At 61.9% G+C, this 26,071-nt stretch carries 24 protein-coding genes and 2 pseudogenes; 8 read left to right on the forward strand and 18 right to left on the reverse strand.

All coding sequences use genetic code 11. The features are described 5' to 3' along the window. Entirely contained in the window at positions 1-498 is a 498-nt protein-coding gene (locus tag AC1D2R_RS02470) for a CAP domain-containing protein (protein ID WP_477964396.1), read from the reverse strand. A 1-nt stretch (position 499) separates the two neighbouring features. Then, the gene (locus tag AC1D2R_RS02475) at positions 500-766 is read right to left on the reverse strand and encodes a DUF6460 domain-containing protein (protein ID WP_477964398.1); all 267 of its coding nucleotides are present in this window, start codon (positions 764-766) and stop codon (positions 500-502) included. Between the two features lie 145 nt (positions 767-911). Between AC1D2R_RS02475 and AC1D2R_RS02480 the strand changes: the two genes are divergently transcribed. Together AC1D2R_RS02480 and AC1D2R_RS02485 are read left to right on the forward strand one after the other, a co-directional pair. Next, a complete protein-coding gene (locus AC1D2R_RS02480) occupies positions 912-1,844 on the forward strand; it encodes a class I SAM-dependent methyltransferase (RefSeq protein WP_477964400.1) in 933 nt (310 codons plus the stop codon). Positions 1,845-2,054: 210 nt separating this feature from the next. Beyond that, on the forward strand, positions 2,055-2,690 hold the full coding sequence (locus AC1D2R_RS02485; RefSeq protein WP_477964402.1) for a YitT family protein: 636 nt from the start codon (positions 2,055-2,057) through the stop codon (positions 2,688-2,690). Here AC1D2R_RS02485 and pdeM read toward each other — a convergent pair. Next, a complete protein-coding gene (gene pdeM, locus AC1D2R_RS02490; RefSeq protein ID WP_477964404.1) occupies positions 2,656-3,429 on the reverse strand; it encodes a ligase-associated DNA damage response endonuclease PdeM in 774 nt (257 codons plus the stop codon). The genes AC1D2R_RS02485 and pdeM overlap by 35 nt on opposite strands. Before the next feature lie 19 nt (positions 3,430-3,448). After that, the gene (locus AC1D2R_RS02495) at positions 3,449-5,962 is read right to left on the reverse strand and encodes a ligase-associated DNA damage response DEXH box helicase (RefSeq protein ID WP_477964406.1); all 2,514 of its coding nucleotides are present in this window, start codon (positions 5,960-5,962) and stop codon (positions 3,449-3,451) included. A gap of 452 nt (positions 5,963-6,414) precedes the next feature. Between AC1D2R_RS02495 and AC1D2R_RS02500 the strand changes: the two are divergent. Further along, positions 6,415-6,622: pseudogene (locus tag AC1D2R_RS02500) on the forward strand (TetR-like C-terminal domain-containing protein); the annotation flags it as partial. A 12-nt stretch (positions 6,623-6,634) separates the two neighbouring features. Here the strand turns inward: AC1D2R_RS02500 and AC1D2R_RS02505 are convergent. Continuing rightward, a complete protein-coding gene (locus tag AC1D2R_RS02505) occupies positions 6,635-7,888 on the reverse strand; it encodes an NAD(P)/FAD-dependent oxidoreductase (protein WP_477964408.1) in 1,254 nt (417 codons plus the stop codon). Positions 7,889-7,951: 63 nt separating this feature from the next. Next, positions 7,952-8,707 carry an ABC transporter substrate-binding protein gene (locus AC1D2R_RS02510; protein WP_477964410.1) on the reverse strand — a complete coding sequence of 252 codons (756 nt, stop codon included), beginning with the start codon at positions 8,705-8,707 and terminating at the stop codon, positions 7,952-7,954. 199 nt (positions 8,708-8,906) lie between these two features. On the opposite strand from AC1D2R_RS02510, the gene AC1D2R_RS02515 reads away from it, so the two are divergent. Continuing rightward, the gene (locus AC1D2R_RS02515; RefSeq protein WP_477964412.1) at positions 8,907-9,407 is read left to right on the forward strand and encodes an RrF2 family transcriptional regulator; all 501 of its coding nucleotides are present in this window, start codon (positions 8,907-8,909) and stop codon (positions 9,405-9,407) included. A gap of 23 nt (positions 9,408-9,430) precedes the next feature. Continuing rightward, positions 9,431-9,892 carry a carboxymuconolactone decarboxylase family protein gene (locus tag AC1D2R_RS02520; protein WP_477964414.1) on the forward strand — a complete coding sequence of 154 codons (462 nt, stop codon included), beginning with the start codon at positions 9,431-9,433 and terminating at the stop codon, positions 9,890-9,892. A gap of 90 nt (positions 9,893-9,982) precedes the next feature. Here AC1D2R_RS02520 and AC1D2R_RS02525 read toward each other — a convergent pair whose 3' ends face one another. From AC1D2R_RS02525 to AC1D2R_RS02535, 3 genes are all read right to left on the reverse strand, one after another. Then, positions 9,983-10,564, reverse strand: coding sequence for a transglycosylase SLT domain-containing protein (locus AC1D2R_RS02525; protein ID WP_477964416.1), 582 nt, complete (start codon positions 10,562-10,564; stop codon positions 9,983-9,985). Between the two features lie 309 nt (positions 10,565-10,873). Next, positions 10,874-11,680 (reverse strand): TIGR02186 family protein, encoded by an 807-nt coding sequence (locus AC1D2R_RS02530; RefSeq protein WP_477964418.1) that lies wholly within the window; start codon positions 11,678-11,680, stop codon positions 10,874-10,876. Beyond that, positions 11,680-12,600, reverse strand: a complete 921-nt coding sequence (locus AC1D2R_RS02535; RefSeq protein ID WP_477964420.1) for a sulfite exporter TauE/SafE family protein — start codon at positions 12,598-12,600, stop codon at positions 11,680-11,682. The genes AC1D2R_RS02530 and AC1D2R_RS02535 overlap by 1 nt, the downstream gene beginning before the upstream one ends. 301 nt (positions 12,601-12,901) lie before the next feature. Between AC1D2R_RS02535 and AC1D2R_RS02540 the strand changes: the two genes are divergently transcribed. Further along, a complete protein-coding gene (locus tag AC1D2R_RS02540; RefSeq protein WP_477964422.1) occupies positions 12,902-13,501 on the forward strand; it encodes a DUF922 domain-containing Zn-dependent protease in 600 nt (199 codons plus the stop codon). Positions 13,502-13,534: 33 nt separating this feature from the next. Here AC1D2R_RS02540 and AC1D2R_RS02545 read toward each other — a convergent pair whose 3' ends face one another. Both AC1D2R_RS02545 and AC1D2R_RS02550 read right to left on the reverse strand, forming a co-directional pair. Beyond that, positions 13,535-14,170: a TerC family protein gene (locus AC1D2R_RS02545; RefSeq protein ID WP_477964641.1), complete on the reverse strand. Its 636-nt coding sequence runs from the start codon at positions 14,168-14,170 to the stop codon at positions 13,535-13,537. Between the two features lie 104 nt (positions 14,171-14,274). After that, positions 14,275-14,745, reverse strand: a complete 471-nt coding sequence (locus tag AC1D2R_RS02550) for an Rrf2 family transcriptional regulator (protein ID WP_477964424.1) — start codon at positions 14,743-14,745, stop codon at positions 14,275-14,277. Positions 14,746-14,868: 123 nt separating this feature from the next. On the opposite strand from AC1D2R_RS02550, the pseudogene AC1D2R_RS02555 reads away from it, so the two are divergent. Next, a pseudogene (locus tag AC1D2R_RS02555) lies at positions 14,869-15,301 on the forward strand (FAD-dependent oxidoreductase); the annotation flags it as partial. A 206-nt stretch (positions 15,302-15,507) separates the two neighbouring features. Here AC1D2R_RS02555 and AC1D2R_RS02560 read toward each other — a convergent pair. The 3 genes from AC1D2R_RS02560 to AC1D2R_RS02570 all read right to left on the reverse strand — a co-directional run bounded on the left by AC1D2R_RS02560 (position 15,508) and on the right by AC1D2R_RS02570 (position 20,985). Further along, a complete protein-coding gene (locus AC1D2R_RS02560; protein WP_477964426.1) occupies positions 15,508-19,326 on the reverse strand; it encodes a peptidoglycan-binding protein in 3,819 nt (1,272 codons plus the stop codon). A gap of 350 nt (positions 19,327-19,676) precedes the next feature. Next, complete coding sequence (locus AC1D2R_RS02565; protein ID WP_477964428.1) at positions 19,677-20,378, reverse strand: SDR family NAD(P)-dependent oxidoreductase; 702 nt, start codon at positions 20,376-20,378, stop codon at positions 19,677-19,679. Positions 20,379-20,526: 148 nt separating this feature from the next. Beyond that, positions 20,527-20,985 (reverse strand): Lrp/AsnC family transcriptional regulator, encoded by a 459-nt coding sequence (locus AC1D2R_RS02570; protein WP_477964430.1) that lies wholly within the window; start codon positions 20,983-20,985, stop codon positions 20,527-20,529. Positions 20,986-21,110: 125 nt separating this feature from the next. Between AC1D2R_RS02570 and AC1D2R_RS02575 the strand changes: the two genes are divergently transcribed. Then, positions 21,111-22,394, forward strand: coding sequence for a cystathionine gamma-synthase family protein (locus AC1D2R_RS02575; protein ID WP_477964432.1), 1,284 nt, complete (start codon positions 21,111-21,113; stop codon positions 22,392-22,394). 15 nt (positions 22,395-22,409) lie between these two features. On the opposite strand, the gene AC1D2R_RS02580 is transcribed toward AC1D2R_RS02575, so the two are convergent. The 4 genes from AC1D2R_RS02580 to AC1D2R_RS02595 form a co-directional block, all read right to left on the reverse strand. Beyond that, positions 22,410-22,781: a hypothetical protein gene (locus AC1D2R_RS02580; protein WP_477964434.1), complete on the reverse strand. Its 372-nt coding sequence runs from the start codon at positions 22,779-22,781 to the stop codon at positions 22,410-22,412. A 323-nt stretch (positions 22,782-23,104) separates the two neighbouring features. Continuing rightward, complete coding sequence (locus tag AC1D2R_RS02585) at positions 23,105-24,127, reverse strand: sensor histidine kinase (protein ID WP_477964436.1); 1,023 nt, start codon at positions 24,125-24,127, stop codon at positions 23,105-23,107. Between the two features lie 16 nt (positions 24,128-24,143). Next, positions 24,144-24,581, reverse strand: a complete 438-nt coding sequence (locus tag AC1D2R_RS02590) for a response regulator (RefSeq protein ID WP_477964438.1) — start codon at positions 24,579-24,581, stop codon at positions 24,144-24,146. Continuing rightward, on the reverse strand, positions 24,578-26,071 hold the full coding sequence (locus tag AC1D2R_RS02595) for a sensor histidine kinase (RefSeq protein ID WP_477964440.1): 1,494 nt from the start codon (positions 26,069-26,071) through the stop codon (positions 24,578-24,580). The genes AC1D2R_RS02590 and AC1D2R_RS02595 overlap by 4 nt, the downstream gene beginning before the upstream one ends.

Genomic DNA, 26,071 nt, shown 5'->3' on the forward strand with positions numbered 1-26,071 from the left:
TCAGTTGGAAAGCACCATTGCCCAGTACGGCACGTTTTTGGAGTCAGGATTATGCGCCACGGCGACGCCGAGGCCGGTATAACGGCCCAGCATGTTCTCGAGGTGGTGGGGCGAGTTGATCCAGGCCGTCACCACTGCTGGAACCGACTGCTGGCCGGCAGCAATGTTCTCGGCAGCCGGCAGCTGTACGCCGCTCGCCTTGACGCGTGGGCCGAAGCCGTCGGCAATCCCCATCACATGCTTCATCTTGCCGGCGGACGCCATGCGCTTGGCCTGGAATAGGGCTGCAGTCGTTGCCGCCGGATCGACGGAAAGCGGTGGCAGACCGTTCTTGGCGCGAAGCTGGTTGACGAGCGGCAGGGCCGCTGCAGTCTGGTCGTCGCCGTTGGAGGGGATAGAGGACTGCTTGGGCGCGGTCGCGCAGCTGGCGACGCCCGCCGCCAGAGCAAGACCGGAGAGCCGCAGAATGCCGCGGCGGGAAAAGTCGAATGAGGTCATGTTACCGCCGATAGCTGAAGAGACGGATGAGGAGGAAGATCGGAATGACGACGGTAGCGCCGAGTAAAAGATAGTCGCCGACGCGGCCGAGCGCGGAGAAGCCGCGATGCCAGACTTCCAGAACGAAATTGCGGACGCCAAAGACGAAGTCGAGCGGCGCCCAGCCGAAGATGGCCATGATGAACCCGACGATCAGCGACACGACCAAAAGCTTGATCAATGTACGGCCGAGCGAGTCGCCCAGAAACTTGTTCACCTGTTCGGACATGCGCCATCTCCTGTTTATCCCTGAAATACGGGCGCGAATCATTGCTCGCAAGCCTTTTTCAGAGCTGGCGCCTCTGCCTCTGAAATAGGACTTGAGTTTTTTTGTGGCCGTCGCCAAATGCAGGCCGTCCCAAGAGGTCCCCATCATGCAGCCCAACCAGCTCACATCAGGCGATGTTATCGCCGACCGCCGCGCCGATTATGCTAAAATGCTAGACGAAGGCGGCGAGAGCAACGCGGCGGCCGAGCTGATGGAGCAGGCGCTGGAACTTGCGCCCGCATGGGCCGCCGGCTGGTACCGCATGGCCACCTATCGGGAGAAGGCCGGCAACACGGCAGGGGCCATCGAGGCCTACCGACGGACGCTCGATCTCGGGCCGGACGACATTTTTGGCGCCGAGCTAAAGCTCGCGCTTCTCGGCGATATCGCGACCCCCGACCAGCCGCCGAGCAGCTATGTCGAGCGCCTCTTCGACGACTATGCCGATCGTTTCGAAACGTCGCTGGTCGAAAAGCTCGATTATAGCGTGCCCCGGAAACTGGCGAGCCTTGTTGCGTCGACGGGCCGCCGCTACCGGTGCGGCGTCGATCTCGGCTGCGGCACCGGCCTGCTCGGACCCGAAATCCGCGATCGCGTGGATTGCCTCGAAGGCTTCGACCTGTCGCAGAACATGCTGGCCAAGGCGGGCGAAAAGCACGTCTATGATCACCTCGCGCAGGCCGACCTGTCGCTCGCGCCGAAGGCGACCGGCCTCTTCGCGGAGGGGGCCGAGCACCGCGCCGATCTGGTCACGGCAGCCGATGTGCTGATGTACCTCGGCAATCTGGAAAGCGTTTTCGACGCCGTTGTCGCCTTGTCTGTTCCCGAGGCCGATTTTGCCTTTTCGGTAGAGGATGCAGGCGAGCGGGAGGACTTCCACCTCGCGCCATCCCTGCGCTATGCGCACTCCGAACTCTACGTCCGCGGGCTTTGCTCCCGTCACGGCCTCGAGGTCTTGGAGATGACACGGACGGCCATTCGCAAAGATGGCGCCGATGTGATATCAGGCATTCTGTTCCTTGCCCGCAAGGCGGCATGAGCGAACAATTCTTGCGAAGATATAATAGGTCAGCATTGCTTACGTATTTCGCTTGAAAGGACGCGAAAGCGCCTGATAATCCTTCTGCCGAATGGAAGTTGGCGCTCGCGAGAGCGCAAAGCAAGCCCGGCATCATTCATAATTCACATTGCCTCCCGCTCGGGTTGGTCCGCGCGTACTGTAACTTGCCTGCCGTTGGAGATTGGCGACATGACACAGCTCATCAATGCGCTTGGTTTCTGGAATACAAGCGCGACCCGCCACACCCCCATCGAGGATGTGCAGGGCATTTTTTCCGGCAGCCTCGTCGCCGCACTCGGATTTTATGTGCTGGCAAGCGCCGGGCTGCTCACCGGCAGCACGGCGGGCGTCGCCTTTCTCCTGCATTATGCGTTCGGCGTGAACTTCGGTCTTGCCTTCTTCCTGCTCAACCTGCCGTTCTTCTACCTGTCGTGGAGGCGCCTCGGCATCTCTTTCACGGTGAAGACGTTCATAGCCATCGGCCTGACGTCGCTGCTCACCAGCCTGCAGCCGAAGGTCATGAACATCGCCACCATTCACCCGGCCTGGGCGGCACTTCTCGGCGGACTGCTGCTCGGCTTTGGGCTGCTTGCGCTCTACCGCCACCGCGCCAGCCTTGGCGGCGTCGGCATTCTCGGTATCTACATGCAGGAGCGCTTCGGCATTCGCGCCGGTCTCGTGCAGATGGCGATCGATCTCTGCGTTCTCGCCGCAGCCTTCTTCGTCACCACGCCCCCGGTGGTCTTCTACTCGGTTCTCGGCGCGATTGTGCTGAACCTCTTCCTGGCGATCAATCACAGGGCCGATCGCTACGTCGCTCTTTGAGAGCAGGCGGGCGTGAGCTCGCCAAGTTCCCGAACCTGACCGAATAGATCCGGTCGCGGCCGAGAAGGTGCGCGATCAACGACGCGTGGTCGAAAAGTCCCTTCATCGCCTTGTGGCGAAGATCGAGGCCGCCGCTCATGACGCCGAAGGCGGGCATCAGCATGCGGGCGCCATCGGTCGCGAAACACGGGCGACGGACGGATTTTTCGCGGCGGCGGACGGTGGCGGACGGATGCAGGTGACCGGCGATCTCGCCGGTCTGCAGACCGCTCTTGGGCGCGTGGCAGAAGGTCAGGCCGCCATAGCACATTTCGTCGACAGATGAGCCCGGCAGGTTCACCGTTCCGTCAGGATCGTGGTTACCGTTGATCCAGATCCATTCGCGGCCACGCGCCATGTCCGATATCAGCGTCCGAAATGTCTCTGGCAGATGCGCCGAGCCGATGCGGTCGTGGAAATTGTCGCCCAGCGAGACCACCAGTTTCGGATTATAGCGGGAGATAACAGCTGACAGAACGGTCAGCGTCGCGAGCGTATCGTAAGGCGGCAGCATCATGCCGCGCCGGGCGAAAGCGGCACCTTTCTCGAGGTGCAGATCGGACACGACGAGGATGCCGGCGTCGGGCAGATAGAGCGAGCCAAGCGGATCGCAGGCGGCCGCGACCCCGTGGACAGACGTTTCAACGCCGGGCATCGCGGCCACTCCGTTCAATTCACGCGCAAGCGCCAGGCGGTTCATCAATTTCTCTAATCCAATCCTATCTGAGCGCTTCGGCAATCAGATCGTCTGCGGCTTCGGCCAGAACGGCGTCATGAGCCTCGCCGTGAACGGGCTCCTTGCCGATCTCCAGCATCACCGGCACGGCGAGCGGCGATATATGATCGAGCGCGCGGTGGGTGATGTGCCCCTTGATTCGTCTCAGCATATCCCCAAGCCGGCCAATGTCCAAAAGGCCGCTTGCCGCATCCTGCCGCGTCGCCTGCAGCAGAATATGGTCTGGCTCGTGGGTTCTAAGCACGTCGTAGATCAGGTCTGCCGATGCCGTGACCTGCCGTCCGCTCTTTTCTTTCCCCGGATGACGTCGCTCGATCAAGCCTGCAATCACGGCACAATTGCGGAAGGTACGCTTCAGCAGGAAGGATTCGTCGAGCCAGGCTTCCAGATCGTCGCCGAGCATGTCCTCGTCGAACAGATCGGCAAGGCCGAGGCGGCCGTTGCGAATCATCACGCCCATGTCTTCGAAGCCCCAGATGCCGAGCGAGTAGTCGGTGGCGACGAAGCCGAGCGGCTTGGTCCCGGCCCGCTCCAGCCGGCGGGTGAGAAGCATGCCCAGCGTCTGGTGGGCAAGGCGCCCCTCGAAGGGATAGGCCACCATGTAACAGCGGCTGCCGCGCGGAAAGGTCTCGATCAGCAACTCGTCGCGCTTCGGCAGCATCGACTTCTCTTTCTGGATCGCAAGCCAGTCGCGCACCTGATCCGGCAGGTGATGCCAGCGGTCGGGATCGGCCAACATCAAGCGCACCTGATCGGCAAGATAGGTGGAGAGCGGAAACTTGCCGCCGGCGTAGGAGGGAATTTTCGGATCCAGCGAATAGGCCTGGCTGACGAGGCATTCGCTCTCGCGGATGCCTTCGAAACGGAGCACCTTGCCTGAGAAAATAAATGTATCGCCGGGAGAAAGCTGCTCGAGGAAATACTCTTCGACCTTGCCGAGCGTTGCGCCGCCCCTGCCGATCCTGCCGGCCTCGCCGCGCTTGACCATGCGGATGTTCAGCATCGGACTTTCGACGATGGTCCCGAGATTCAGACGGTATTGCTGTGCGACCTGCGGATTGGAGACGCGCCAGCGTCCCTCCTTGGTCTTGCGGATACGCGCGTATCGTTCGTAAGTGCGCAGTGCATAGCCCCCGGTGGCGACGAAATCGACGATCCGCTCGAAGGTCTCCCAATCGAGATCCGAATAGGGCGAAGCGCTGATGACCTCGTCGTAAAGCTCGAGCATGTCGAAGGGCTCGGCGCAGGCCATGCCGAGCACATGCTGCGCGAGGACATCGAGTGCCCCTCTGCCGACAGGCGGCGTATCCTGCGCGCCGATGTAGTTCGCGTCGAGTGCTGCCTGGCATTCCATCACCTCGAAGCGATTGGCGGGAACAAGGATGGCCTTCGAAGGCTCGTCCATGCGGTGATTGGCGCGACCGATGCGCTGGGCAAGGCGGGAGGCGCCCTTCGGCGCGCCCACATGGATGACGAGGTCGACGTCGCCCCAGTCGATGCCAAGGTCGAGCGTCGAAGTGGCGACGACGGCGCGCAGGCGATTGGCGGCCATCGCAGCCTCGACCTTGCGGCGCTGGGCGACATCGAGCGAGCCGTGATGGAGCGCGATCGGCAGGTTTTCCTCGTTGACGGTCCAGAGTTCCTGGAACAGCATTTCCGCCTGGCTTCGCGTATTGACGAAGAGCAGCGTCGTCTGGTGTTCGGTCAGCTGCCTGTAGACATCTGGGATAGCATATTTGGCCGAATGCCCGGACCACGGGATGCGCTCCTCGGTCGACAGGATGGAGATCTCGGGCTTGGCGCCGCCATCGACGATGACGAGGCCGGCATGATGCTCTTCTTCCTCCTTCTGCGCCACCAGCCATTTCTGCAGATCCATCGGCTCGGCTACGGTCGCGGAAAGGCCGATGGTCTGAAGGTTGGGAGCAAGACGGCGCAGGCGTGCCAGCCCTAGTGACAGCATATGGCCGCGTTTGGAGGTGACCAGCGAATGCAACTCGTCGAGGACGATATATCTCAGGTCCTTGAAGAAGCGCTCCGCCTCGCGGTTGGCGAGCAGTAGCGCCACCTGCTCGGGCGTCGTCAGCAGAATGTCGGGTGGGTTCAGCTTTTGCCGTTGGCGCTTTGCAGTCGGCGTATCGCCGGTCCGGTTCTCCACGGTCACTGGCAGGCCCATCTCCTCGACAGGCTTCATCAGGTTGCGCTCGATATCGACAGCGAGCGCCTTCAGCGGCGAGACGTAGAGCGTGTGGATACCTGTAAATGCCGAACCCGGAGGGATCTTGCCGCGGCGGGTAAGATCGATCAGCGAGGGCAGGAAGCCGGCCAGCGTCTTGCCGGCGCCAGTGGGGGCGATCAGGAGTGTGCTTTCGCCTGCTCGGGCGCGGCCGAGCAACTCCACCTGATGCGCACGCGGGCTCCAGCCCTTGGCCGCAAACCAGCGCAGGAAAGGCGGGGGGAGGGTTTCTGCGCTGGTGGCGGAATCGATCTGGCTCACGCGAGTGAATCTAGCGCAAATGCGAGGAATTTGAAGCCCGGGGCGGGCGCTGGCCAATAAGTCAGTCCATCCGCCACGCGCCAATGGTGTGGTCGCTCGGGCCCGGAGCCACGGAACATACCGGTGTACTGCCCGCGACCGTCAATAGTGGCGACCTCGCCGAGCAGATGCACGTGATGCGTCGTTGTGGTCATCGTATCGTGGCCAAGGCCACCGGATCCGATCGCCGCGAGAATGGCTGTGCAGGGATCGGACCACGCTCCGGCGTCACCACCACCCAGTCCTCCGGATGAAGGCCGGGACCCGGGCGGGATCGTTGGAAACGATCGCCGCGTTGAAGGCTCTTTCGACTTCCTCCAGCCTTTCAACGGCCTCGGCATTCATGTTCGATGGTCTGCGACGCATCCAGCGATGACCGAAGGGATCAACCGGAGAGCCTCCGACGGTATCGGGAGGCGCTTGCCCGAGGAGAGATCGTCCCGCCGCTTGATATGGAGGCGCTGCTCGACATGATCTACGGACCGATCTTGTTCCGGCTGCTGGTCGGGCCCGCTCTCGCCGGAGTTCGGCGATGCGATGGTCAAGACCGAATTGCGGCCGTCGCGCCGCCAAGGGCGTGAGCCCTCGCATCGCGATGGCCCGCCGACGTTCCGCCGATGAGATGGGTCGGTTCTACAGGAAGCGCTGCGGGTGGAAAGGCACAGGATCGGCAAAGGGCATGCCGCCGCACATCTGTTCGGACAGCAGTCGGCCGCAGGCGGGGCCGAGTGTCAGTCCGTGATGCGCATGGCCGAAGTTGAACCACAGGCCGCGATGGCGCGGGGCCCGGCCGATCACCGGCCGCATGTCGGGCAGACAGGGTCGAAGGCCGAGCCACGGCGTCTGCTCGACCGGCTCGCCGAGCGGGAACAACCGGCGCGCATAATCCTCGTCGCGGCGGATCTGGATCATGTTGGCAGGCGCCTTGGGATCGGCGAATTCAATGCCCGTTGTCAGCCGGACACCCCGAGCCATCGGGGCCAGCACGTAGCCGGCTTCTTCATCCACGACGGAATGGGAGAGAGGCTGGCCGTCGTCCTGTGCGTAATGGCGGTGGTAGCCGCGCTTGATCGCCAGCGGCAGCGGGTAGCCGAACTTGCGGAAAATCAAGCCGGACTGCGGACCGAGCGCGACAACGACCTCGCGGGCATGGATCGTTTCGCCTGTCCGCGTCTTGAGCGACCAGCCGTTGCTCTCTTGGCGCAGTCCACTTGCGTCGGCGTTGAGCACCGTGCCTCCGCCGCGGACGAAAAGGTCGGCATAGGCCTTGGTAAGCGCCTGCGGATCGGAGACGGTCTTCGGATCGAGCCAATGGATGCCACCGGTGATCTTCACGGTGCCGGTAGCGAAGGCAGGCTCGAGAGCCGCGAATTCCTGTCCGGAGAGAACGCGCATCGAAAGGCCGAAGCCAGACAGACCCGCCGCTTCTGCACACGCGGCCGCGAAGCGGCGTTCATCCTTGTAGAACGAGACCCACCCGCGCGAACGAATGAGGTGAGACGCGCCCGCACGCTCGATCAGCTTGTCATGTTCGGAAACGCTTGCCTCGACCAGCGGCAGCAGGGCACGGGTCGCCTTCTGCAGATTGGCGGGTGAAGAGTGCCACCAGTACCTTGCAAGCCACGGGGCGATGCGCGGCAGATAGGCCGGGTTGTAGCGGACATCCGACGAGCGGTTCATCGCATATTTCAGCAATGCGCCGAGTTGGCGCGGAAACGCATAGGGAATGACCGAAGAGCGCTCGATCAGCCCGGCATTGCCGAAGCTGGTGCCGCCGCCCGGCGCGCCCCGATCGGCCACCACCACCGAACGGCCGCGATCCTGCAGATGAAGGGCGGCACTGACGCCGACGATACCGGCGCCGAGAACGAGAATGTCTGTTTTCATGGGAGAGCTTAATGGTCAAAGGTGCGGAGGCATTGCTCCTCCGCACGATACGAGATGGGTCGGTCAATAGATATCGAAGGGGAAATACTTCTTGGTGATCTCCTGGTAGGTGCCGTTGGCCACCAGCGCGTCGATCGCCTTGTTGAAGCGTTCCTTGAGTTCCGGTTCGCCCTGGCGCAGGCCGATGCCGGCCTGGGTTTCCGTACCCGGAACATCGCCGAGCAGCTTGCAGCAATCCTTGCCGGCCTTGTTCAGCCAGTCTACGACCACGAACTTGTCGGAGATCAGCGCGTCCATTCTGCCGTTCTGCAGATCGGCGACAGCTTCGTCCTGTGTCGGGTACATCTTGGCTTCCGCACCGCCCTTGGCGTAGACGTCGTTGAGGTAGTCGGCCTGCGTGGTGGACGCCTGGGCGCCGACGACCTTGCCCTTCATGTCGTCTACGCTGACGCCCTTGAGCGCGCTGTCCTTGGGGACCGCAACCGCGAGCGGGGTCGTGTAATACTTGTTGGTGAAGTCGATCTGCTTCTTGCGCTCTTCGGTGATGCTCATCGAGGCGATGATCGCGTCGTATTTCTTGGCGAGCAGGCCCGGGATGATGCCGTCCCAATCCTGTGCCACGATCGTGCATTTCGCCTTCATCTCCTTGCAGAGAGCGTTGGCCATGTCGACGTCTAGCCCCTTCAGGCTCCCGTCCGATTCAACATAGTTGAAGGGAGGATAAGCACCCTCTGTGGCAATACGGATGGCGTCCTCGGCCGACGCCAGGTGCGTCGTGGCAAGCAGCGTAGCCGCTGCGAGGAAAACTGTCTTTTTCATTGCTGTTCCCTTTTTGGAATTTGTTTTCGCATTGCGCCGCGACTTTAGCGAATCCATCCCGCATCACAACCCCGCGGAGATCCTTCGAATGCGTAATATAAGGCGATCGAACCGGGTCAGCCACCGCCAGAAGAGGAATAGGCTTGACAAGGTCGCCTATCGTGGATAAATTTTATCCACGAATTGAGGAGACGGTTCCATGAGATTTGGCGACGGTGTCGAACAGGCCATTCATAGCGTTGCGATGCTGTCGGGTCTTTCCGAGGGTGGCGTGCTCTCTGCAGCGGCACTGGCCGAGTTTCACGGCGTGTCCACGAGCTATCTGCTAAAACACCTGCAGGCGCTTTCGGGTGCCGGCATTCTCGCCACAGTGCCAGGTCCCAAGGGGGGCTATCGGCTGGCAAGGACGCCGGATGAGATCACGCTGCTCGACATCGTGCTCGCCGTCGAAGGGCCGGCACCGGCGTTTCGCTGCAACGAAATCCGGCAGCGGGGGCCGAACCCCGCGCCGGACCGCTTCTTCGCCAAGCCCTGCAATATCGCGTCCGCCATGCATAGGGCCGAGCGCGTCTATCGCGCCGAACTTGCAAAAACCACCATTGCCGATGTTGGCGCCGAACTCGCAACGATCGACGACGGGACGATCGCAGCACGAAGCTGCGCCTTCCTGGATATTCACGAACGCAGAACGGCTCGCTGAGCCACAACAACAGGAGACTACCCATGCAACAGCGTTTCAACTTCGCAAAGGCATCGCCCGCATCCTACAAGGCCGTGGCCGCACTGGAAGAATTCGTCCAGACTTCCGGCCTTGATCGGCGCTTCATCCACCTGATCAAGCTGCGCGCATCGCAGATCAATGGCTGCGCCTACTGCGTGGACATGCACGTCAGGGAAGCCCGCCACGACGGCCTCTCCGAGCAATGGATCAACCTGATGTGCGTTTGGCGTGAATCGCCTGTGTACGATGATCGCGAGCGTGCTCTGCTCGGTTGGGTCGACGCGGTGACGAAGATTGCGGAAACCGGTGCGCCGGATGCCGACTTTGAGGCGCTCAAGGCCAACTTCAGCGAAGAGGAGATCACCAAGATTACCGTCGCGATTGGCACCATCAACATCTGGAACCGGCTGGCCGTGGGCTTCCGCTCGCAGCATCCGCTCGACAAGCCCGCGCAGGCAGCCTAAGCGCCACAAAGCGCATCTCTCCAGGTCGATCAGCCACCGAGAGCCAGCTGGCGAGCAAAGCCGCCAGCGACCGTTGTGGAACCGCTAGGTTCAGTTGCAGCTCTGCAACTGCTGCTGATAGGACGCCGCCATGTTGGCGAACTTTTGCGCCGTTTTCTGCAACTGCGCATTCGAGCGCCAGTCGCCGCGCATATAGCCCTTCGGACCGGAGTAATAGGCGAGATAGAGGCTGTAGGCGTCATTCAGCTGAATGCCCGTGATCTGACCGTTCTGGTAATGATACCAGCCGATGAAATCGATCGCGTCTGAAAAGTTGGTGCGCCGCGCGGCCCAGTTTCCAGTCGCGGACTGATAGTGGTCCCAGGTGCCGTCGAGCGCCTGCGAATACCCATAGGCAGTCGATTGCCGCGTCCAGGGAATGAATCCGAAGAGTTTGGTGCGCGGCGGCCGCGCATTCGGCTGGAAGCCGGACTCCGTGTACATCGTCGCCATCAGGATGGGCACGGGAACGCCGAATTTCTTCTCGGTGCGTTCGGCTGCACGCTGCCAGTTGGTGAACACGCCGTCGCGCTGCTCGAAGACGGCGCAGATGTTGCGGGTCTGACCGGGCGCCGTGGCGCAGCCGGCAACCAACGCCAGAAGCCCAAGGACGAGGAGAGTACGGATACGCATTACAAGAAACCTCTCGTTTCCGAGAGATGACTAAACCGTAAATCTTAATGGCCGGTTTTTAGACAAAGGCGAACTTGTGTATATAGTGCGGCAAGAGTCAGGCCGACCGTATGAAGGGTGCTGTCGGCGTGCCGCGTTCCCCCTGTCAGGCCGCTCCCTGATTGGCTCGCAGCGCAGGATAACCGCACTTTTTCTGGGTCACGGACGAATCGAGCAGCCTGAATGCCTGTGCTGCCTTTGTCACCGGTGCTCGGGTGCATGACCGAGGCCTATCTCGATGTCGTTGCCAGCAACAAGAAATCCTCCTGATCATTCCTTGCGGAAGACGACGCTGGCGCCCCAGCCGGTCACGAGCGCCAGGAACACGGCAAACATGCCATAGGCGATCGGCTGCTCATGCGCCGCATCGGTGATCGTCTGCTCGATCCCCGTCTTGATGACACGCAGCGGCACCGATTTCTCGGTAACGAAGGTGCCGCTCTTGAAGAGATAGGCTCGTACGATATGGACGCCGTTCGGAATATTCGCCGGCAGCCGCAGGCTTGCCTTGAAGAGGTTGGAGCTGACGAACCGTACGCCGCTCGGATCCCGGTCGTAGAGGCCGCCTCTTTCCTGCAGTCTGCGGAAGGCCTCCCGGAATTCGCCGAGATTGCTGGCATTACCGACGAAGCCGACAGGCGTCAGCGGAATGTGGTCGATGCCGATCCCCTGATCGGTGAGGTCGAGAGGCGTGGTCAAATCGTCGAGCATCCGCGAACTTGACATTGAATAGGAGTGCGGCACGGCCTCGAAGGTCATCGATCGCGTATTGATCCAGATCCCGAATACGCGTTCCTTCTTGCGCACCGTCGCATCCTCGCGCGGTCCTTCCAGCACAACGATGACGTCATATTGCCCAATGGCGAGCAGCAGGCTGTCGGTATTGGTCACTGCGCCGAAGACCGTCAGATCCGCGCCATGGAAATCGGAGGTGATCGCGATCTCGCTGGTAGACGTGCCGATCTCGAGTCCTTCGCCGGTGGTCTGCGACGCCGGACCGGGGAGCATCATCTGTGCACCGGCAGCACCAGGAAGCAGCATGAGGGGAAGGAGCAGGGCGAGCAGGATGGCGCGCATCAGTTGCCTCCCATGACCACGGAATAGATATCCGAGGGAGTCACCACCAGCGCAACGGCCAAGCGAAGGCCGACTGCGAGAACCAGAAGCCCGAGCAGCGCACGCAGCTGCTCGCCGCGCAGCTTCTGCCCGACGCGAACGCCGTACTGGGCGCCGATCACGCCGGCGAGCATGAGGATGAAGGCAAGCACGATGTCGACCGAAAAGTTGGTGGCCGCCTGTACGACCGTCGTATAGGCCGTCACGAAGATGATCTGGAACAGCGACGTTCCGACAACGACGTTCGTTGGAATGCGCAGGAGGTAGATCATCGCCGGCACCATGATGAAGCCGCCGCCGACGCCCATGACCGATGTCAGGATGCCGATCCCGAAACCGAGCGCGACGATCGGAATGACGCTGAGGAAGATCTTCGATTTCTTGAACCGCATCTTCAGCGGCAGGCGGTGCACCCAGTGGTGATGGCCGGGCTTGCGCGCTGCCGGCGGGACGTTCCTTGACGCGCGGCGCATCGCGTTCACGCTTTCGAGCAGCATCAGGCCGCCGACGGTGCCGAGGAACACGACGTAAAGCAGCGAAATGAAGAGGTCGAGCTGACCCAGGCGTCGCAGCAGCGAAAAGATCCAGATCCCCACTGTGGCGCCTGAAAGGCCGCCGACAAGCAGCACAGACCCGAGTTTCACGTCGAGCGTGCCGCGCCGGAAGTGGGTGATGGCGCCTGAGATCGAGGATGCAACCACCTGGTTGGCGCCGGTGGCGACGGCAACGACGGGCGGAATGTTGTAGAATATCAGCAGTGGGGTGATCAGAAAGCCGCCGCCCACCCCGAACATCCCGGACAGGAAGCCGACGGCCGCACCCATGCCGAGAATGATGAAAATATTCACCGACAATTCTGCGATAGGCAGATAGATTGTCACAGCCGACCCCGATTTGCGAGCTGCCCGGCGGGCAGGCGTGTTCCCACGTCCCGTTCGAATAGGGCACGATACGGCGAAATCATTGCCATAGGCTTTCGATCAGCGACATGTGGCCCTCTAAACATCCATGGATTATGAATAATCGGGCTTTTTTCAGGTCCTGTGACAATCCGGAGACGGTGAGCGCTGTTGTTTCACTGAAGGACACGTGCTCGGCCGAGCCCCCTGAGGTCCTGCGTCATTGAAAGCCGGCCGTCCCCCGCCTAGATTGGCTGGCGACGAGATGTTTTGCGAGGGTTGCGTGAGGTTAGGCGTTCGGGTTTTGGTGCTGGGGTTGTCGGTCGCGGCAGCGCCCGACGTTGCGCTTGCACAGTGGCAGGCAATCGAGGAGGTGCGGACCTATCCGATCGCCGGCAGCTCGGGCTCCGAGCTCTATCGCTCGATCGGCGAAAACGGGCCGCTGGTCGGCGGGCAGGCGCGCGTCATTGCCCACACCACCTTCAAGCTTACCTGGACCCGAAAATACGAGCCGCAGAACAACACCTGCGTCCTTGTCACCGCCAAGCCGAAACTCGTCATCTTCTACACGCTGCCCAAGCCGTCCGCTCCTCTGGCCGGGTCGGTAAAAGCCAGTTGGGATGCCTTCCTCGACGGCGTCCGCAACCACGAGAAGGTTCATGGTGAGACCATCGTCGACATGGTGCGGCAGATCGAGGCTATGAGCGTCGGCCTGTCCGCGCCGGACGATCCCGACTGCCGCAAGATCAGAGTGGATCTGACGAAGCGCCTTGGCGAGCTGTCCGCTAGGCAGCGTCAGCTTGGCCGCGATTTCGACCGAACCGAAATGGGCGACGGCGGGAATATCCGTGGGCTCGTCCTGAAGCTTGTGAACGGCCCCTGACGGCGAATGCCGCGGGGCCGGCGTTCAGCGTTCTCAGCCCATTGCCGCGACAACTGGCGCCACGTGAGGCCACACTTCCATTGCCCCGCGATAGATCATGTGCAGAGCGACATAAAGGATGATCGCGAGACCGACATAGGCAATCCAGTGGTAGCGGTTCAGCAGTCGGGCGATGAAGTTGGCTGCGATACCCATCATGGCGATTGAAAGAACGAGACCGATGACGAGAATGGTCGGATGCTCGCGGGCAGCGCCTGCGACGGCCAGGACGTTGTCGAGAGACATGGACACGTCGGCCACGACGATCTGCGTGGCCGCCTGCACGAAGGTCTTCCGTGGCGCGGCGGAGCCGTTCGCATTCGCGCCTTCGGCATCGGCGGCTTGGCCGGCGCGAAGCTCGCGCCACATCTTCCAGCAGACCCAGAGCAACAGAATGCCACCGGCGAGCAGCAGGCCGATGATCTCCAGAAGCTGCACCGTCACGGTTGCAAGTGCGATGCGTAGAACGGTGGCGGCAATAATGCCCACCAGAATGGCTTTCTTCCGCTGATCGGGCGCGAGGCCCGCTGCCGCCAGGCCGATAACCACGGCATTGTCGCCGGCCAGAACCAGGTCGATCAGAATGACCTGCAAAAGCGCCACCAAACCGGCCGACGTGAAAATTTCCATCATGCGATAATGTCCTTACCCTACGCGAAGCGCCTCCCCGGCGTAACCAACGCTTAAAGGATGGTTCGCCAGCGGATCAAGTGCCGTCGCAGCGGCTCAAGCGTTTAAATTTCGGCTGGCGCGGACGGTTCCGCATGATCGCTACATTGATGTCCGGGAAGGCGATGGTCGAAATCTGCGGCGATATCAGCTACGGTCACCGAACGAAAGCGTTCGAGCAAGAGTGTCTCCGCCGCCCGCAACGCGTCCCCGAGCTTGGCATCGACGGCCTGTTCCACAAGACAGTCGGGCTGATCGACCGACGGCCCGATGGCAAAGATCGGCGGCTCGCCGATGGCCCGATAAATGTCGAGAAGAGTTATTTCATCGAGGCCGCGCGCCAGCTCCCAGCCGCCGCCGTGGCCCTGCTCGGAGCGAACATAGCCCTGCTGCCTAAGGCCCGCCATGGTGCGCCGAACGACGACCGCGTTCGTGCCGAGCATTTTAGAAATCGTGTCCGAGGTTGCGCGCTTGTAATGGCGATCCATGTGGATCAGCACATGCAGCATGCGAGATAGGCGACTGTCGCGTCTCATCCGAGTCTTACTCCGTGTCCCCATCAAGCTAGCCCGATACGCCATCTGTAACAAGATGGGTTACGTGTATTGACGGAGCGTCGCTATCCGTAACATATGAAGATGCAAAAACAGGAGCACGTCATGTTTTACGATGTCATTGTCATAGGCGGCAGTTTTGCCGGCCAATCCGCGGCCATGCAGCTGGCGCGCGCGTCGCAAGGTTCTGGTTGTCGACGGCCGCAAGCCGCGCAATCGCTTTGCGGGGACCTCGCACGGCTTTCTCGGCCAAGATGGAAAGGCGCCGGCGATAATCATCGATGAAGCGTCGCGCCAGCTTGCTGCCTATCCAACCGTCACTCAGATCCACGGGGAGGCCGTTCAGGCAGGCCGGGAGAAGGGTCAATTCAGTGTCAGCCTTGCCGACGGCCGGCAGATGCCTGCTGCGCGCATTGTGCTTGCAACAGGTGTTCGCGATGAATTGCCCAACATCGCCGGAATCGAAGAGCGCTGGGGCAAGACCGTCCTGCATTGTCCCTATTGCCACGGCTATGAAGTCGCCGACCGTCCGCTCGGACGACGGTCGCGGGCATATTTGCGGCTGGTGATGCGGCAAGGCCGATGGCAAATGCCACGCTCGCATCGGCGGCCGGCGTGATGGCCGGCGTGGCCGCACACAGATCGCTGTTGATGCCGGCCTAGCGCCTATACGCGACCGGAGACCAGCCAACGCAAATGCCCGGCAGACGTGTTCCTGCCGGGCATTTGCATTGTCCTCGTCAATCAGGCTTTCGTCGCCGGTGCCTTGTTGCGCGCGAGCAGCGCCTTCACGGTGTCGTCGTTGATCTTGCCGCTGGGATCCTGCCCGATGGACTTCTGGAAGCTCTTGATGGCGGCAACCGTCTTTGCGCCCATCTCGCCGTCCGGCTGACCGGCGTCGAAGCCGCTGTTGTTCAGGATCGCCTGAATGTTACGTATCGCCCGCTTCATGTCGACAGTCGATGTCTTTGTGGCGACACCGGCCCACTCGTCGGGCACATCGATCGCATTTGCCTTGTTGTCCATCGGCTCGACCTTCCAGAGGTCGGCCTTGGCGCGTGCCTTCTCGAGCTGATCGGGCTTCATTGCGTTTGCGACTTCGTCGCGCTTCTGGGAGGCGTCCTTGTCGCCACCCTTGGCTGCGATCGCAAACCACTTGTAGGATTCCGTCAGGTCCTGGACCACCCCGTTGCCGCGGGCGCAAAGGATCGCCAGGTTGAACTGGCTGTCGGTGATGCCGAGGTTGGCAGCCTTGGTGAACCAGTTGGCCGCCGACGTGTAGTCCTGCTGGCCAAGCGCGCCGGAGGCGTACAGGACGGCAAGGTTGTGCATGGCGCTGGCGTTCCCTTGAATGGCTGCCTGCTCGTAGTACTGCTTGGCCTTGTTGATGTCGCGCGGGACGCCGGTGCCCTTCTCATAGATGCTGCCGACACGGTATTCGGCCGGCGCGAAGCCCTTGTCGGCTGCGAGCTGGTACCAGGTTGCCGCCTCCTTCGGGTCTGCAGCCAGGCCGGCACGGCCATCGCTGTAGCGCGCGCCGATTTCAAACAGTGCCACTGGATCGCCGCCCTTTGCCGCATCGGCAAGCGACTTCGGCTGAACGGCGTCCGGAACCGCGATCGTCGATGCAGCCGGCGGCGCTGCCACGGCGGCCGTTGCCGGGGCACTGTCTTTTAAGACGAAGCCGGAGGCATCCTGCGGCGCGCCGGCGGGGGCAAGCGGAATGGCATCGTCACCGCCCAGCGGCGCTGTGGCGGTCAGGTGCTCGGCTGAGGCAGGTTCGGTCGTCGGAGACGGTAGCGGTGCAGCGGCGGCCGGCGGTGCCTGCATGTCGGCAGCGGGAGCTTCGGGCGCGGCGGCGAGCGGCGCAGGAGCCATGCGAGGCTCAGGCGCGGTTTCGCTATCTGTGGGGAGCTGCTGATTTCTTGTGTCGGCCAGCGTCGCGACTTCCAAGGAAGGAGCCGGTGCGCCGTTTGTCAGGGTGCGGGCAAGCGGGAACGCCATGATCGCCAGTAGCACGGCGCCGACCGCGAGCAGGATCGGGCGGCGGAAACGGGAGAAGGCGCTCCCTTTCGCTGGATCCTTGGTCTTGGTTTTCTTCTCGCCTTTTTGGTTTGCGCCCGCGTCCACTTCCATGGCCGCCGCTTGTGCGGCCCGGCGTGCAGCGGCAATATAGTCGGCGCGGTCCGTGTCGCTAGCGGGCTTGGGGTTGTTCCGGGCGGCATTCTGGCTTGCGCGCACGCGCTCGAGGATCTTCTTGACGTCGGGCGCGCCGGACCCAGGCTCCAGCGGTTCGTTGGCCGCTTCCGGCGGCATCACATCGATCGGGTCGATCGACGGTGCAGGATGGATGATCGTGCGTTCGCTCGTCTTGGCTTTCTTGCTCGGCAGCAGGCGCTTGCCGAGGCTGACGAGCAGGCTGCCCTTTGCCTGCGCGGTAGCGGGTGCAGGTTTGGTGGCCGCCTCGATGGCAAGCGCGCTAGTCTCGATCGAGGCCATTGCCGGAGCATCGTGGCCGACGTCGTGGTGGAGCATCGTCGGCGCTCCCCGCGTGCCGAATACGGCCGGCTTGTCCGCGTCCTCGGCGCCTGCCGGGATCAGCGAATAGGGGTCGACAGTGAAATCGACACCAGCTGCGGGCATACGTGGGGCCTGACCGACGCCGCGGCCCTCCATGTCGTCGAGCCTGTCGGCGATCTGGACGAGGGTTTCGTGCAGCGCCTGGAAGGTCTTGTGCGTGCGCTCCTCGCTGTTGCGGCTGAGATCCTCGAGGTGGCGCAGATCGGCGGCAAGCGCATTGAGGGCGGAGATGTCGGCGGACGCAGCACCGCCGTGAATGTTGCCGTGGCGTACATAGGCTTCCACCACAGCCTCGGCTGCCTGGCGGGCCGCTTCGACGATGTAGTCGTCGCTTGTCGCCAAATGGTCTTCGATCGCGCCCATGCGGCGGTCGAAATCGGCCGGAATTTCGGCACCCGGCCGCGGTTCGCTCATCAGCGCAGAAAGATGGGAGATCTGATCTTCGAGATTGCGCAGTGCCTCAGTATCGCTAGCGGGTGCGGCAGCGCTCTCGTCGAGGCGCGCGGCGATGTCGCTGAGCCTGCCTTCGATCCGCAGAAAGGCCCCATCGTCGATCGGCGCAGAGAGGGGCTGAAGCGGCTGGAACTCCATCTCGTCGATGCGGCGGGCAAGATAGTCCAGGCGCTGTGCGAGCACGTCGTTGACGGCGCCGCTTTCGAGCGCGTCGATCTTGCGGGAGATATCGGCAAGCGCGCCGGTCAGCTCCGGCTGCGGTGCCGCCCTCTGGCCCTTCTCGAGCATGAGTGAGAGATGTTCGAGCCGTTCGTCGAGCCGAGAGGATGCCTCGACATTGGCGAGCTCCTCGACGCGTGCCGTCAGTGCTTCCAGACGGTCGGCCAGATCGTCGGTGGGGGCCGCCCGGTTAGCCACGCTGTGACCCATCAATTCTATCTGTTCCGCAAGGCCGTTCAGCCGGCCTTCGAGACGATGCATCAGGGCCGTGTCACCGCTGGCAGTTGCACGGCCAGTTGCGGCAATCGCCCGGCTGATCTCGTCGAGACGGCTGTCAACTGCGGCGAACTGCTCGGACATCGCCCGGTCATGCGGCTGGATCATGCTGCCGAATTGCTCCATCGCCGTCGCAATGGAGATCAGCTTGTCTTCGAGTGCGCGCACAGCCGGGCTCTCGCCCATGCCGCCGATGTGGCGCTTGATATCGTCGAGACGGTAGGCAAGTGCTACCAGCTCTTCCTGCAGGCCGGCGGTGTCCAGCGCGTGCAGCTGGGTTTCAAAGCCGTCCCAACGGTCTTCTATGTGACGCAGCGAATCCTCGCGCGCCAGCCCGTCCATCAGCGAACGCAGTTCCTCGAACTCGCCGCGCAGGCCGTGGGCATCCGCAGTATCCGAACGGCCTGCGAGCTGATTGATGCTTTCCGCAAGCCGACCCATGTCCGCGTGGATGTCACTGGCGAAATGCCCGCCCGCAGCACTTGTCGTGATTTCGCGAAGCTCGCTGCGCAGCGCATTCATTTCGCGGGTGACGCCTTCGGAAATGTCGCGCTTCAGATCCTGACGCAGGTTGACGAGCGCCTGCGCGATTTCGGTCATCGTGTCGTCCGACGCACGGTGGGCAGCGACCGGTGCTGCCGGCTGCGGCATCGCAGCGCGTGGCGCGGGGAGAGGGCGTTCGGGAGCGGGAGTGTGAACAGGTGCCGATTGCCGCGGATACTCGGTCCGCTCGCGCGTCGCATAAGGTGCTTGCTCGCGCACGGTCGGCCGTTCGCGGTCTGCATCGATCATGCGCTGGCGTCGACGGATTTCCGCCAGCGGATCAGGCCGGGGCTCGGCGGCGTAAGGCGCTCGCGGGGCGTAGGCTTCGGACAAAGTCTCGTGTTCGGGCGCGGCCGGGCGTGGCCGCTGGTCCCGGACGCTATTGCCGATCAGGCCCTCGATTCGAGCCTCGAGCCCTTCGATCGTGCGGTTCAGCGCATCGAGCGACGCTCTGTCGGAATGCCGTGGGGAATTTGATCGCGATCCGTTCATCTTCTTGCTCGCTTCGACTTTCCGAACCCTCGTCAGGGTCGATCTTTGGGCTTTTCCGTCAGCGCCGCACCGGAGTGCGAACCAGAGAGCGCCGTTTATGAGGAAGTAATCAATTAGGCTTTCCTCAACCTGTACGGCTTAGCGGCATCCATAAAACGCGAGACTTGAACCAAAGAATGCAAGCCGCCATTGCTCAACAAGCACCATTCACGAAACGTGGTAAACAACCCGTTAATCCGCGTGCAAATTTTCTAATTTTTGATGAATCTCGGGAGGCTTCTGCACCGAAACATGCCGCAGCGAATCCGCGCGCGTCGCAAGGTCACGTAGGCAGGAATGCTATGTAGTTGTCAGAAGGATTCCGTCCACGGCCGCAACTCGATCTCGTGCGACCAGGCGCTTCGATGCTGCAGAAGGACGCCGATGTAGCTTTGCGCGATAGCCTCCGGATCGAGCATGCCATCAGGCTTGTCCGGATTTTCCGGTCGCACGGCGGATCGGATTGCCCCGTCGATGACGAAGTGCGCGACGTGAATGCCCTTCGGTCCGAGCTCGCGGGCCGCGCTTTGGGCGAGGCCACGAAGCGCGAACTTGCCCATCGCGAAGGCTGCCGACTGGGAAAATCCCTTGATACTCGCCGTGGCGCCGGTAAACAGGATCGCACCCCGACCGCGCGGAATCATGCGTCTTGCTGCCTGCTGGCTTACCAGAAAACCGCCGAACGCACTGACGGCAATTGCCTGTTGTACCTCGCTGGGATCGAGTTCGGTCAAGGGGCCGCGGACCCGGCCGCTGGCATTGTAGATCACGACCTCGGGGTCGCCGATGGCGTCGGCGACATCATCGAACAGCGCGGTGACGGATAACGGCTGCGCCGCGTCGGCGGCAAATACCTTCGCGCCCGTCACGTTCGCCACACTCTTCAGCTTGTCGACGCCGCGTGCCGCCAGCGCGACCTTGACGCCACGCGCAGAGAGGTGCCGGGCCAGTGAAGTACTGACGCCGGGGCCGGCCCCGACGATGAGTGCTGTGCCATAGGGAAAATCGGTCATGAACAGGCTCCTCCGGATCGATGCATCTCGGAATTAGGTATTGGGAAGGCACGGAACCACCGGTAACGGAAAAAGAATTCGGCGGTCTTCAGCAGAATCTATGGAAAGGAGGCCGGGCCAACTGTCTGGTTGCCGGCGACCAGCGGGACTAAACCCGTCGCGCCTTGATTGTATTCATCACGAAGCTCGTCTCGATCGTATCGACGCATTTGAGGCGGGCGATCTTCTCCTTGATGAAGCGTTCGTATTGATCGAGACCGGCGCTCATCACCTTCAGCACGTAGTCGCGCGACCCGGTGACCAAATGGCACTCCAGAACCTCGTCCCACTCGCGCACCGCATTTTCAAACATCTGGATCTCGTCCTCGTGCTGGCGGCTGAGACGGACGGAGGCGAGCGCTGTCATCGTCCAGCCTTCGATCGCCGGATCGATGACGGCGGTATATCCCTGAATGATATCAGCCTCTTCCAGCCGCCGCAGCCGGCGAAGACAGGCCGAGGCCGATAGTCCGACGCGCTCGGCGAGCTCGTTGTTCGCGACGCGGGCGTCGGTCATGAGGACTTTCAGGATCTTTCGGTCCATGCCGTCTGCAATTTTCTGCGCCATAAAGCTTCATTCTCCGCAATAAGTTGTCTCATAGGGCTCGTGCGCGTGGCAAATAGCAAGGACTGTCGGCGGGTTTTGATATAATTTGCAAGCTTCATCGGCATCCATCCAGGCAGGAGACGACAATGACCGCGCCGCATCCCTCCAAGACCCATATCGGCAACCACGCCCTGCATCCCGAAACGCAGATGCTGAACTACGGGTACGATCCGGAACTATCGGAAGGCGCCGTCAAGCCACCGGTCTTCCTGACCTCGACTTTCGTATTCAAATCCGCCGAGGACGGCCGCGATTTCTTCGACTATGTTTCGGGACGCAAGGAGCCGCCGGAAGGCAAGGGCGCGGGCCTCGTCTATTCCCGCTTCAATCATCCGAACAGCGAGATCGTCGAGGATCGCCTTGCCGTCTACGAGCGGACTGAAAGCTGCGTCCTTTTTTCCTCCGGCATGTCGGCCATCGCAACGACGCTGCTTGCCTTCGTGCGCCCCGGCGATGCCGTGCTTCACTCGCAGCCGCTATACGGCGGCACCGAGACGTTGCTTGCGAAGACGTTCCTCAATCTCGGCGTTAAGGCTGTCGGCTTCGCCGATGGCGTTAGCGAGACATCGGTGCAGGCGGCTGCGGAGGAGGCCATGGCAAAGGGTCGCGTGTCGGTGATTCTCATCGAAACCCCCGCCAACCCGACAAACAGCCTCGTTGACGTCGCGATGATCCGCCGGGTTGGCGATGCGATCGGCAAGAAGCAGGGACACACGCCCATCATAGCCTGCGACAACACGCTGCTCGGCCCGGTCTTCCAGCGCCCGATTGAGCATGGCGCCGACATCTCGCTCTATTCCCTGACGAAGTACGTGGGTGGTCATTCTGATCTGATTGCCGGCGCGGCAATGGGTCCCAAGGCTGTGATGAAGCAGGTGAAGGCCCTACGCGGCGCGATAGGCACGCAGCTCGATCCGCATTCCTGCTGGATGCTTGGCCGCTCGTTGGAAACGCTGCAGATCCGCATGGAACGGGCAAACAGCAATGCGCTCGCAGTCGCCGATTTCCTGCGCGCCCATCCCAAGGTCGAGGCGATCCACTATCTGCCCTACCATGACGCAGCTTCGCCGCTCGGGCGAACGTTCGCGGCGCAGTGCACGGGCGCTGGGTCGACCTTTTCCTTCGATATCAAGGGTGGCCAACCGTCATCGTTCAAATTCCTGAATGCGCTTCAGATCTTCAAGCTGGCAGTCAGCCTCGGGGGCACCGAATCACTTGCGAGCCATCCCGCGACTATGACGCATTCCGGCGTCCCGGCTGAGGTCCGTCAGCGCATCGGCGTGCTGGAATCGACCATTCGCCTGTCGATCGGCATCGAGCATCCGGATGATCTCATCGCCGATCTGACGCAGGCGCTTGACGCAGCGTGAAGATGCTGCGGCGGGTTAGGCCGCCGCCGTCTCCCTGACGTCGTCGAGCAGGAAATGCACCGTCACGTATTTCGTCGTGTAGTGACGCCCGCTGTCGGCGACATTGTCAACGCTGCCGCCATCGGCCGGATGCCAGCGGTGATAATGCGGGTTCGTGGTGATCAGGGTTATCGCTTTGCCCGCAAGCTCGCCGCCGAGCCTGTAACGCATCTCGGCCAGTGGCCAGATACGTTCATACTCCTCCATCGGCATGCTGACCTTCAGGGCCTTGCGGCTGACCGCTTCGGTGTGCGATCCGTCCTCATGTTCGATCAACGGCAGGTCGAGTGTGACTTCGTCTGCGCCGTTCAGGATGGAGTTGAACTCTTCAGGCCACGTCCGTCTCATGAAATCGCTCCTCCCAAGCTTTTTCGTCGGTTAGCCAGCAAAATCTAGCGTGTCTTGGCGCAGATGCAAACGGTCGTTGCCGAATTTTGCGGAGAGAAATGCGTACAGCATTGGAACTGTTCAACTTATCCACCCTCGTGCGAGGAAATGGGATCATCGCCAAGCCGGTTTTCGGCCGGCGCGGAGGACCCGTCGAGCAACCGCCCTGATACCACCTGACGGCACGTGAACTCGTCGAAGCTTCAAAGAGTCTGTCTTGATCTCGGCCCGCGCTGCGTCATCTACCGGCCGGAAGGCATCCCGGCCCGCCAGAACGGCGCCGCCTATTGTTGCCAGCGGACAGCAATATATGTGCCCGAATGCTTACCTTCGCGGCCGTAGGTGATCTCCGCCCCGAGCGTCGTTGCCATTGCGTTGATCAGGCGCGTTCCTAGACCGGTTCCCTTTGGTCCACTGGCGCGGTTATATCCGATTCCGTCGTCCTCGACGGACAGAAGGGCGATGCCCTCGGCGGTTGATTGCAGGACGATTCGCACCTCGCCGATTCCCGCCGGATAGGCGTATTTCGTCGAGTTGGTAACAAGCTCGATCAGTATAACGCCGAGCGCTACAGCCCTGTCTGCAGACGTAGCAATCCGACAAAGATCAGGCTTCAGCGATATGCCTTGGGCAGCTGCATTCGTGCTCTCGAGCTCTGCAAGCAGCGGGCCCAGATAGACGTTGAGCTGCACCTCTCCGACATTCTCCGAGGTGTAGAGGCTGCGGTGAACGCCGGCGATTGCGGTGATGCGGTTCTGGGTTTCGTTGAGTGCCGTCTTGGTCTCTTCGCTGCCGGAAATCTGCATCTGCATGCGGATCATTGCGGAAACCAGCGAAAGACTGTTGGCGATGCGATGGTTCATCTCGGCAAGCAGCAGTTCCGCCCGCTCCTTGGCGACAACAAGCTGCCGATCCGCTTCATCCTTCTCGCTGCGAAGGCGCGCATTTTCCAGCGCCTGGTTCAGCGCGCTTACGAGCAGGGGGAAGAAGTCGTCGGTCGCCGTTTTCACGACGTAGTCGGCTGCGCCGCCCTTGAGCGCCCTGATCGCTACGTCGGCATCGCTCGATCCGGTCACGTAGAGAACCGGTGTCGGCCTTCCGATCTCGGCGATCGCTTCCAGAAAATTCAGGCCGGTCTGGTTCTCGAAATAGTGGTCCAGAACGACGGCCTCGAATGCCTCGGCCGCAAACAACTCCAGACCGATCTCTATCGAAGGGGCATGGACGACTTCGAAATCGCTGCGCGCAAGAACCCGCGTGGCAAGTCGGGCAAGGGCCGGATCATCGTCGACATAAAGGATGCGCACAGATTTTGGCTACTCGTTAGGGAACTTGAATGACGGAGAAGAAGAGACCGAGATTGCGGATCGCCGTCGCAAATCCGTCGTAGTCCACGGGCTTGGTGATATAGACGTTTGCGCCGAGATCATAGCACTTCTGGATCTCGCGCTCGTCGTCGGTCGTCGTCAGCACGACGACCGGGAGTCGGCGGGTATGCTCGTTGCCCTTTATCTGCGCCAGAATGTCGAGGCCGGACATGTCAGGCAGGTTGAGGTCGAGAAGTACGAGCAGGTAACGATCTCTGCTGGGCGTCCCGTCGCGGTTCGGCCCGAGAATGTAGTCCAGCGCGTTCTTGCCGAGGGTGAACGGTACGATCTCGTTGTGAACGCCGGCGCGGCGCACGTTCTTTTCGATGAGGCGGGCGTGCCCCTCGTCATCCTCGATCATGACGATCGTGACTTCCTGACCCGTAGCTTTCATGGTTCCATACTCCGTACGATTTTGGTGAGGTCCGACGGTAGCGTCAGAGTGAACGTACTGCCGTGCCCAAGTTCGGACTCGACCGTAATATCTCCGCCCAAATTTCGGATTAGCGAGCGCACGTGTGCAAGGCCGATGCCCTCGCCACGCTGATCCTGCTCGCCGGCTCTGCGAAACAGCTCGAAGACGCGCTCAAGATCCTGTGGGGCTATGCCGCGGCCGTTGTCTTTGACGTCTATCCGGATGCGTCCCGGACCGTCGGGATAGGCATCGATGTTCAGCATCAGCGGGCGCCCCGGCATCTGGTACTTCACCGCGTTGTCGAAAAGGTTCCCGAATGTCTGTTCGAGCGAGAAGCGATCGGTGACGATGGTGCCGATCCGCGCACGCACTTCGGTGCTGCCGCCCGTTTCCAGCAGCTGGTGGTGAACATTCGCCGCAGCCGCTTCGACAAGCGCCCTGAGGTCGATCCGATCCGGCTGCAGCTTGCGGCGTCCGTCGCGGGAGATCTTCAGGATCGCGTTGATCAGCGAATCCATCTTTCTCGTCGACGAGCGAATAAAGCCGAGCGCTTCCGGAAGATCCTCTTCGACGGCCTGCCGGGCTTCGCGGATTTCCTCTGTGCTGGGCGTCTTCTCGTCGGCAAGGATATAGGTCGAAACGGCCTTCATCGCCGTGTCGAGCTCGCTGAGAAATCCCATGATGTTGACAAGCGGCGCCCGCAGATCGTGGGTGACGATGTACGCGAACTTCTGGATTTCCTGGTTGGCGCGGATGAGGTCCTGGGTGCGCTCATTTACGCGCGCCTCCAGCCCGACATTGAGCAGTTCGACTTCTTCCGTCGCCTTTGCCAGGTCGCGGACATGCTGGACAATGATCAGGACTGCGCCGCCGAGCACGAGCAGGATCGCAACCGCACCGCCGATCGTAACCCATTGCAGATTGCTGGCCGCCGAAAGCTGTGTTTCGACCAGCACGCGCAGCCGAGCATCGGTCTGCTCCAGGAAGTTGGCGAGGATCGTTCGGACCTTGTCCATGAATTCCCGGCCGGCATCGTCGCGGACCACCGCAATCGCCTCCGGCAGCTTGCCGTCCTTGGCCAGCTGAACGGTCGTGGACAGCTCGTTGATCTTGCCGTCGATCGCGGCCTTCAGTGCGTCGAGCTGCGACGCGTAGCTTGGACGCTGCGACACATTGTCGATCAGAGCCTGCCTTCGGGCCGGGAGGTTTTCCAGTGCTTTGGTATAGGGGCCCAGATAGGCCGGGTCATTCGTCAAAAGAAAGCCACGCTGGCCTGTTTCGGCATCCTGAACCGTTGTCAGGAGATTGACGATCGCACTGCGCAAGCGACGAAGTGAGGCGGTTTCGTCCGACGCAGAACGGTTCGTCTGCACCAGCCACAGAGAAGAGCCTACAATGCCGCACAATATCAGGACTCCAACGGCAAGCATGAGCAAGCTGGAACGAAAGAAAGCGGCTGTCGAAGTCAT

This window comes from Rhizobium sp. P1_C7 (assembly GCF_056406295.1).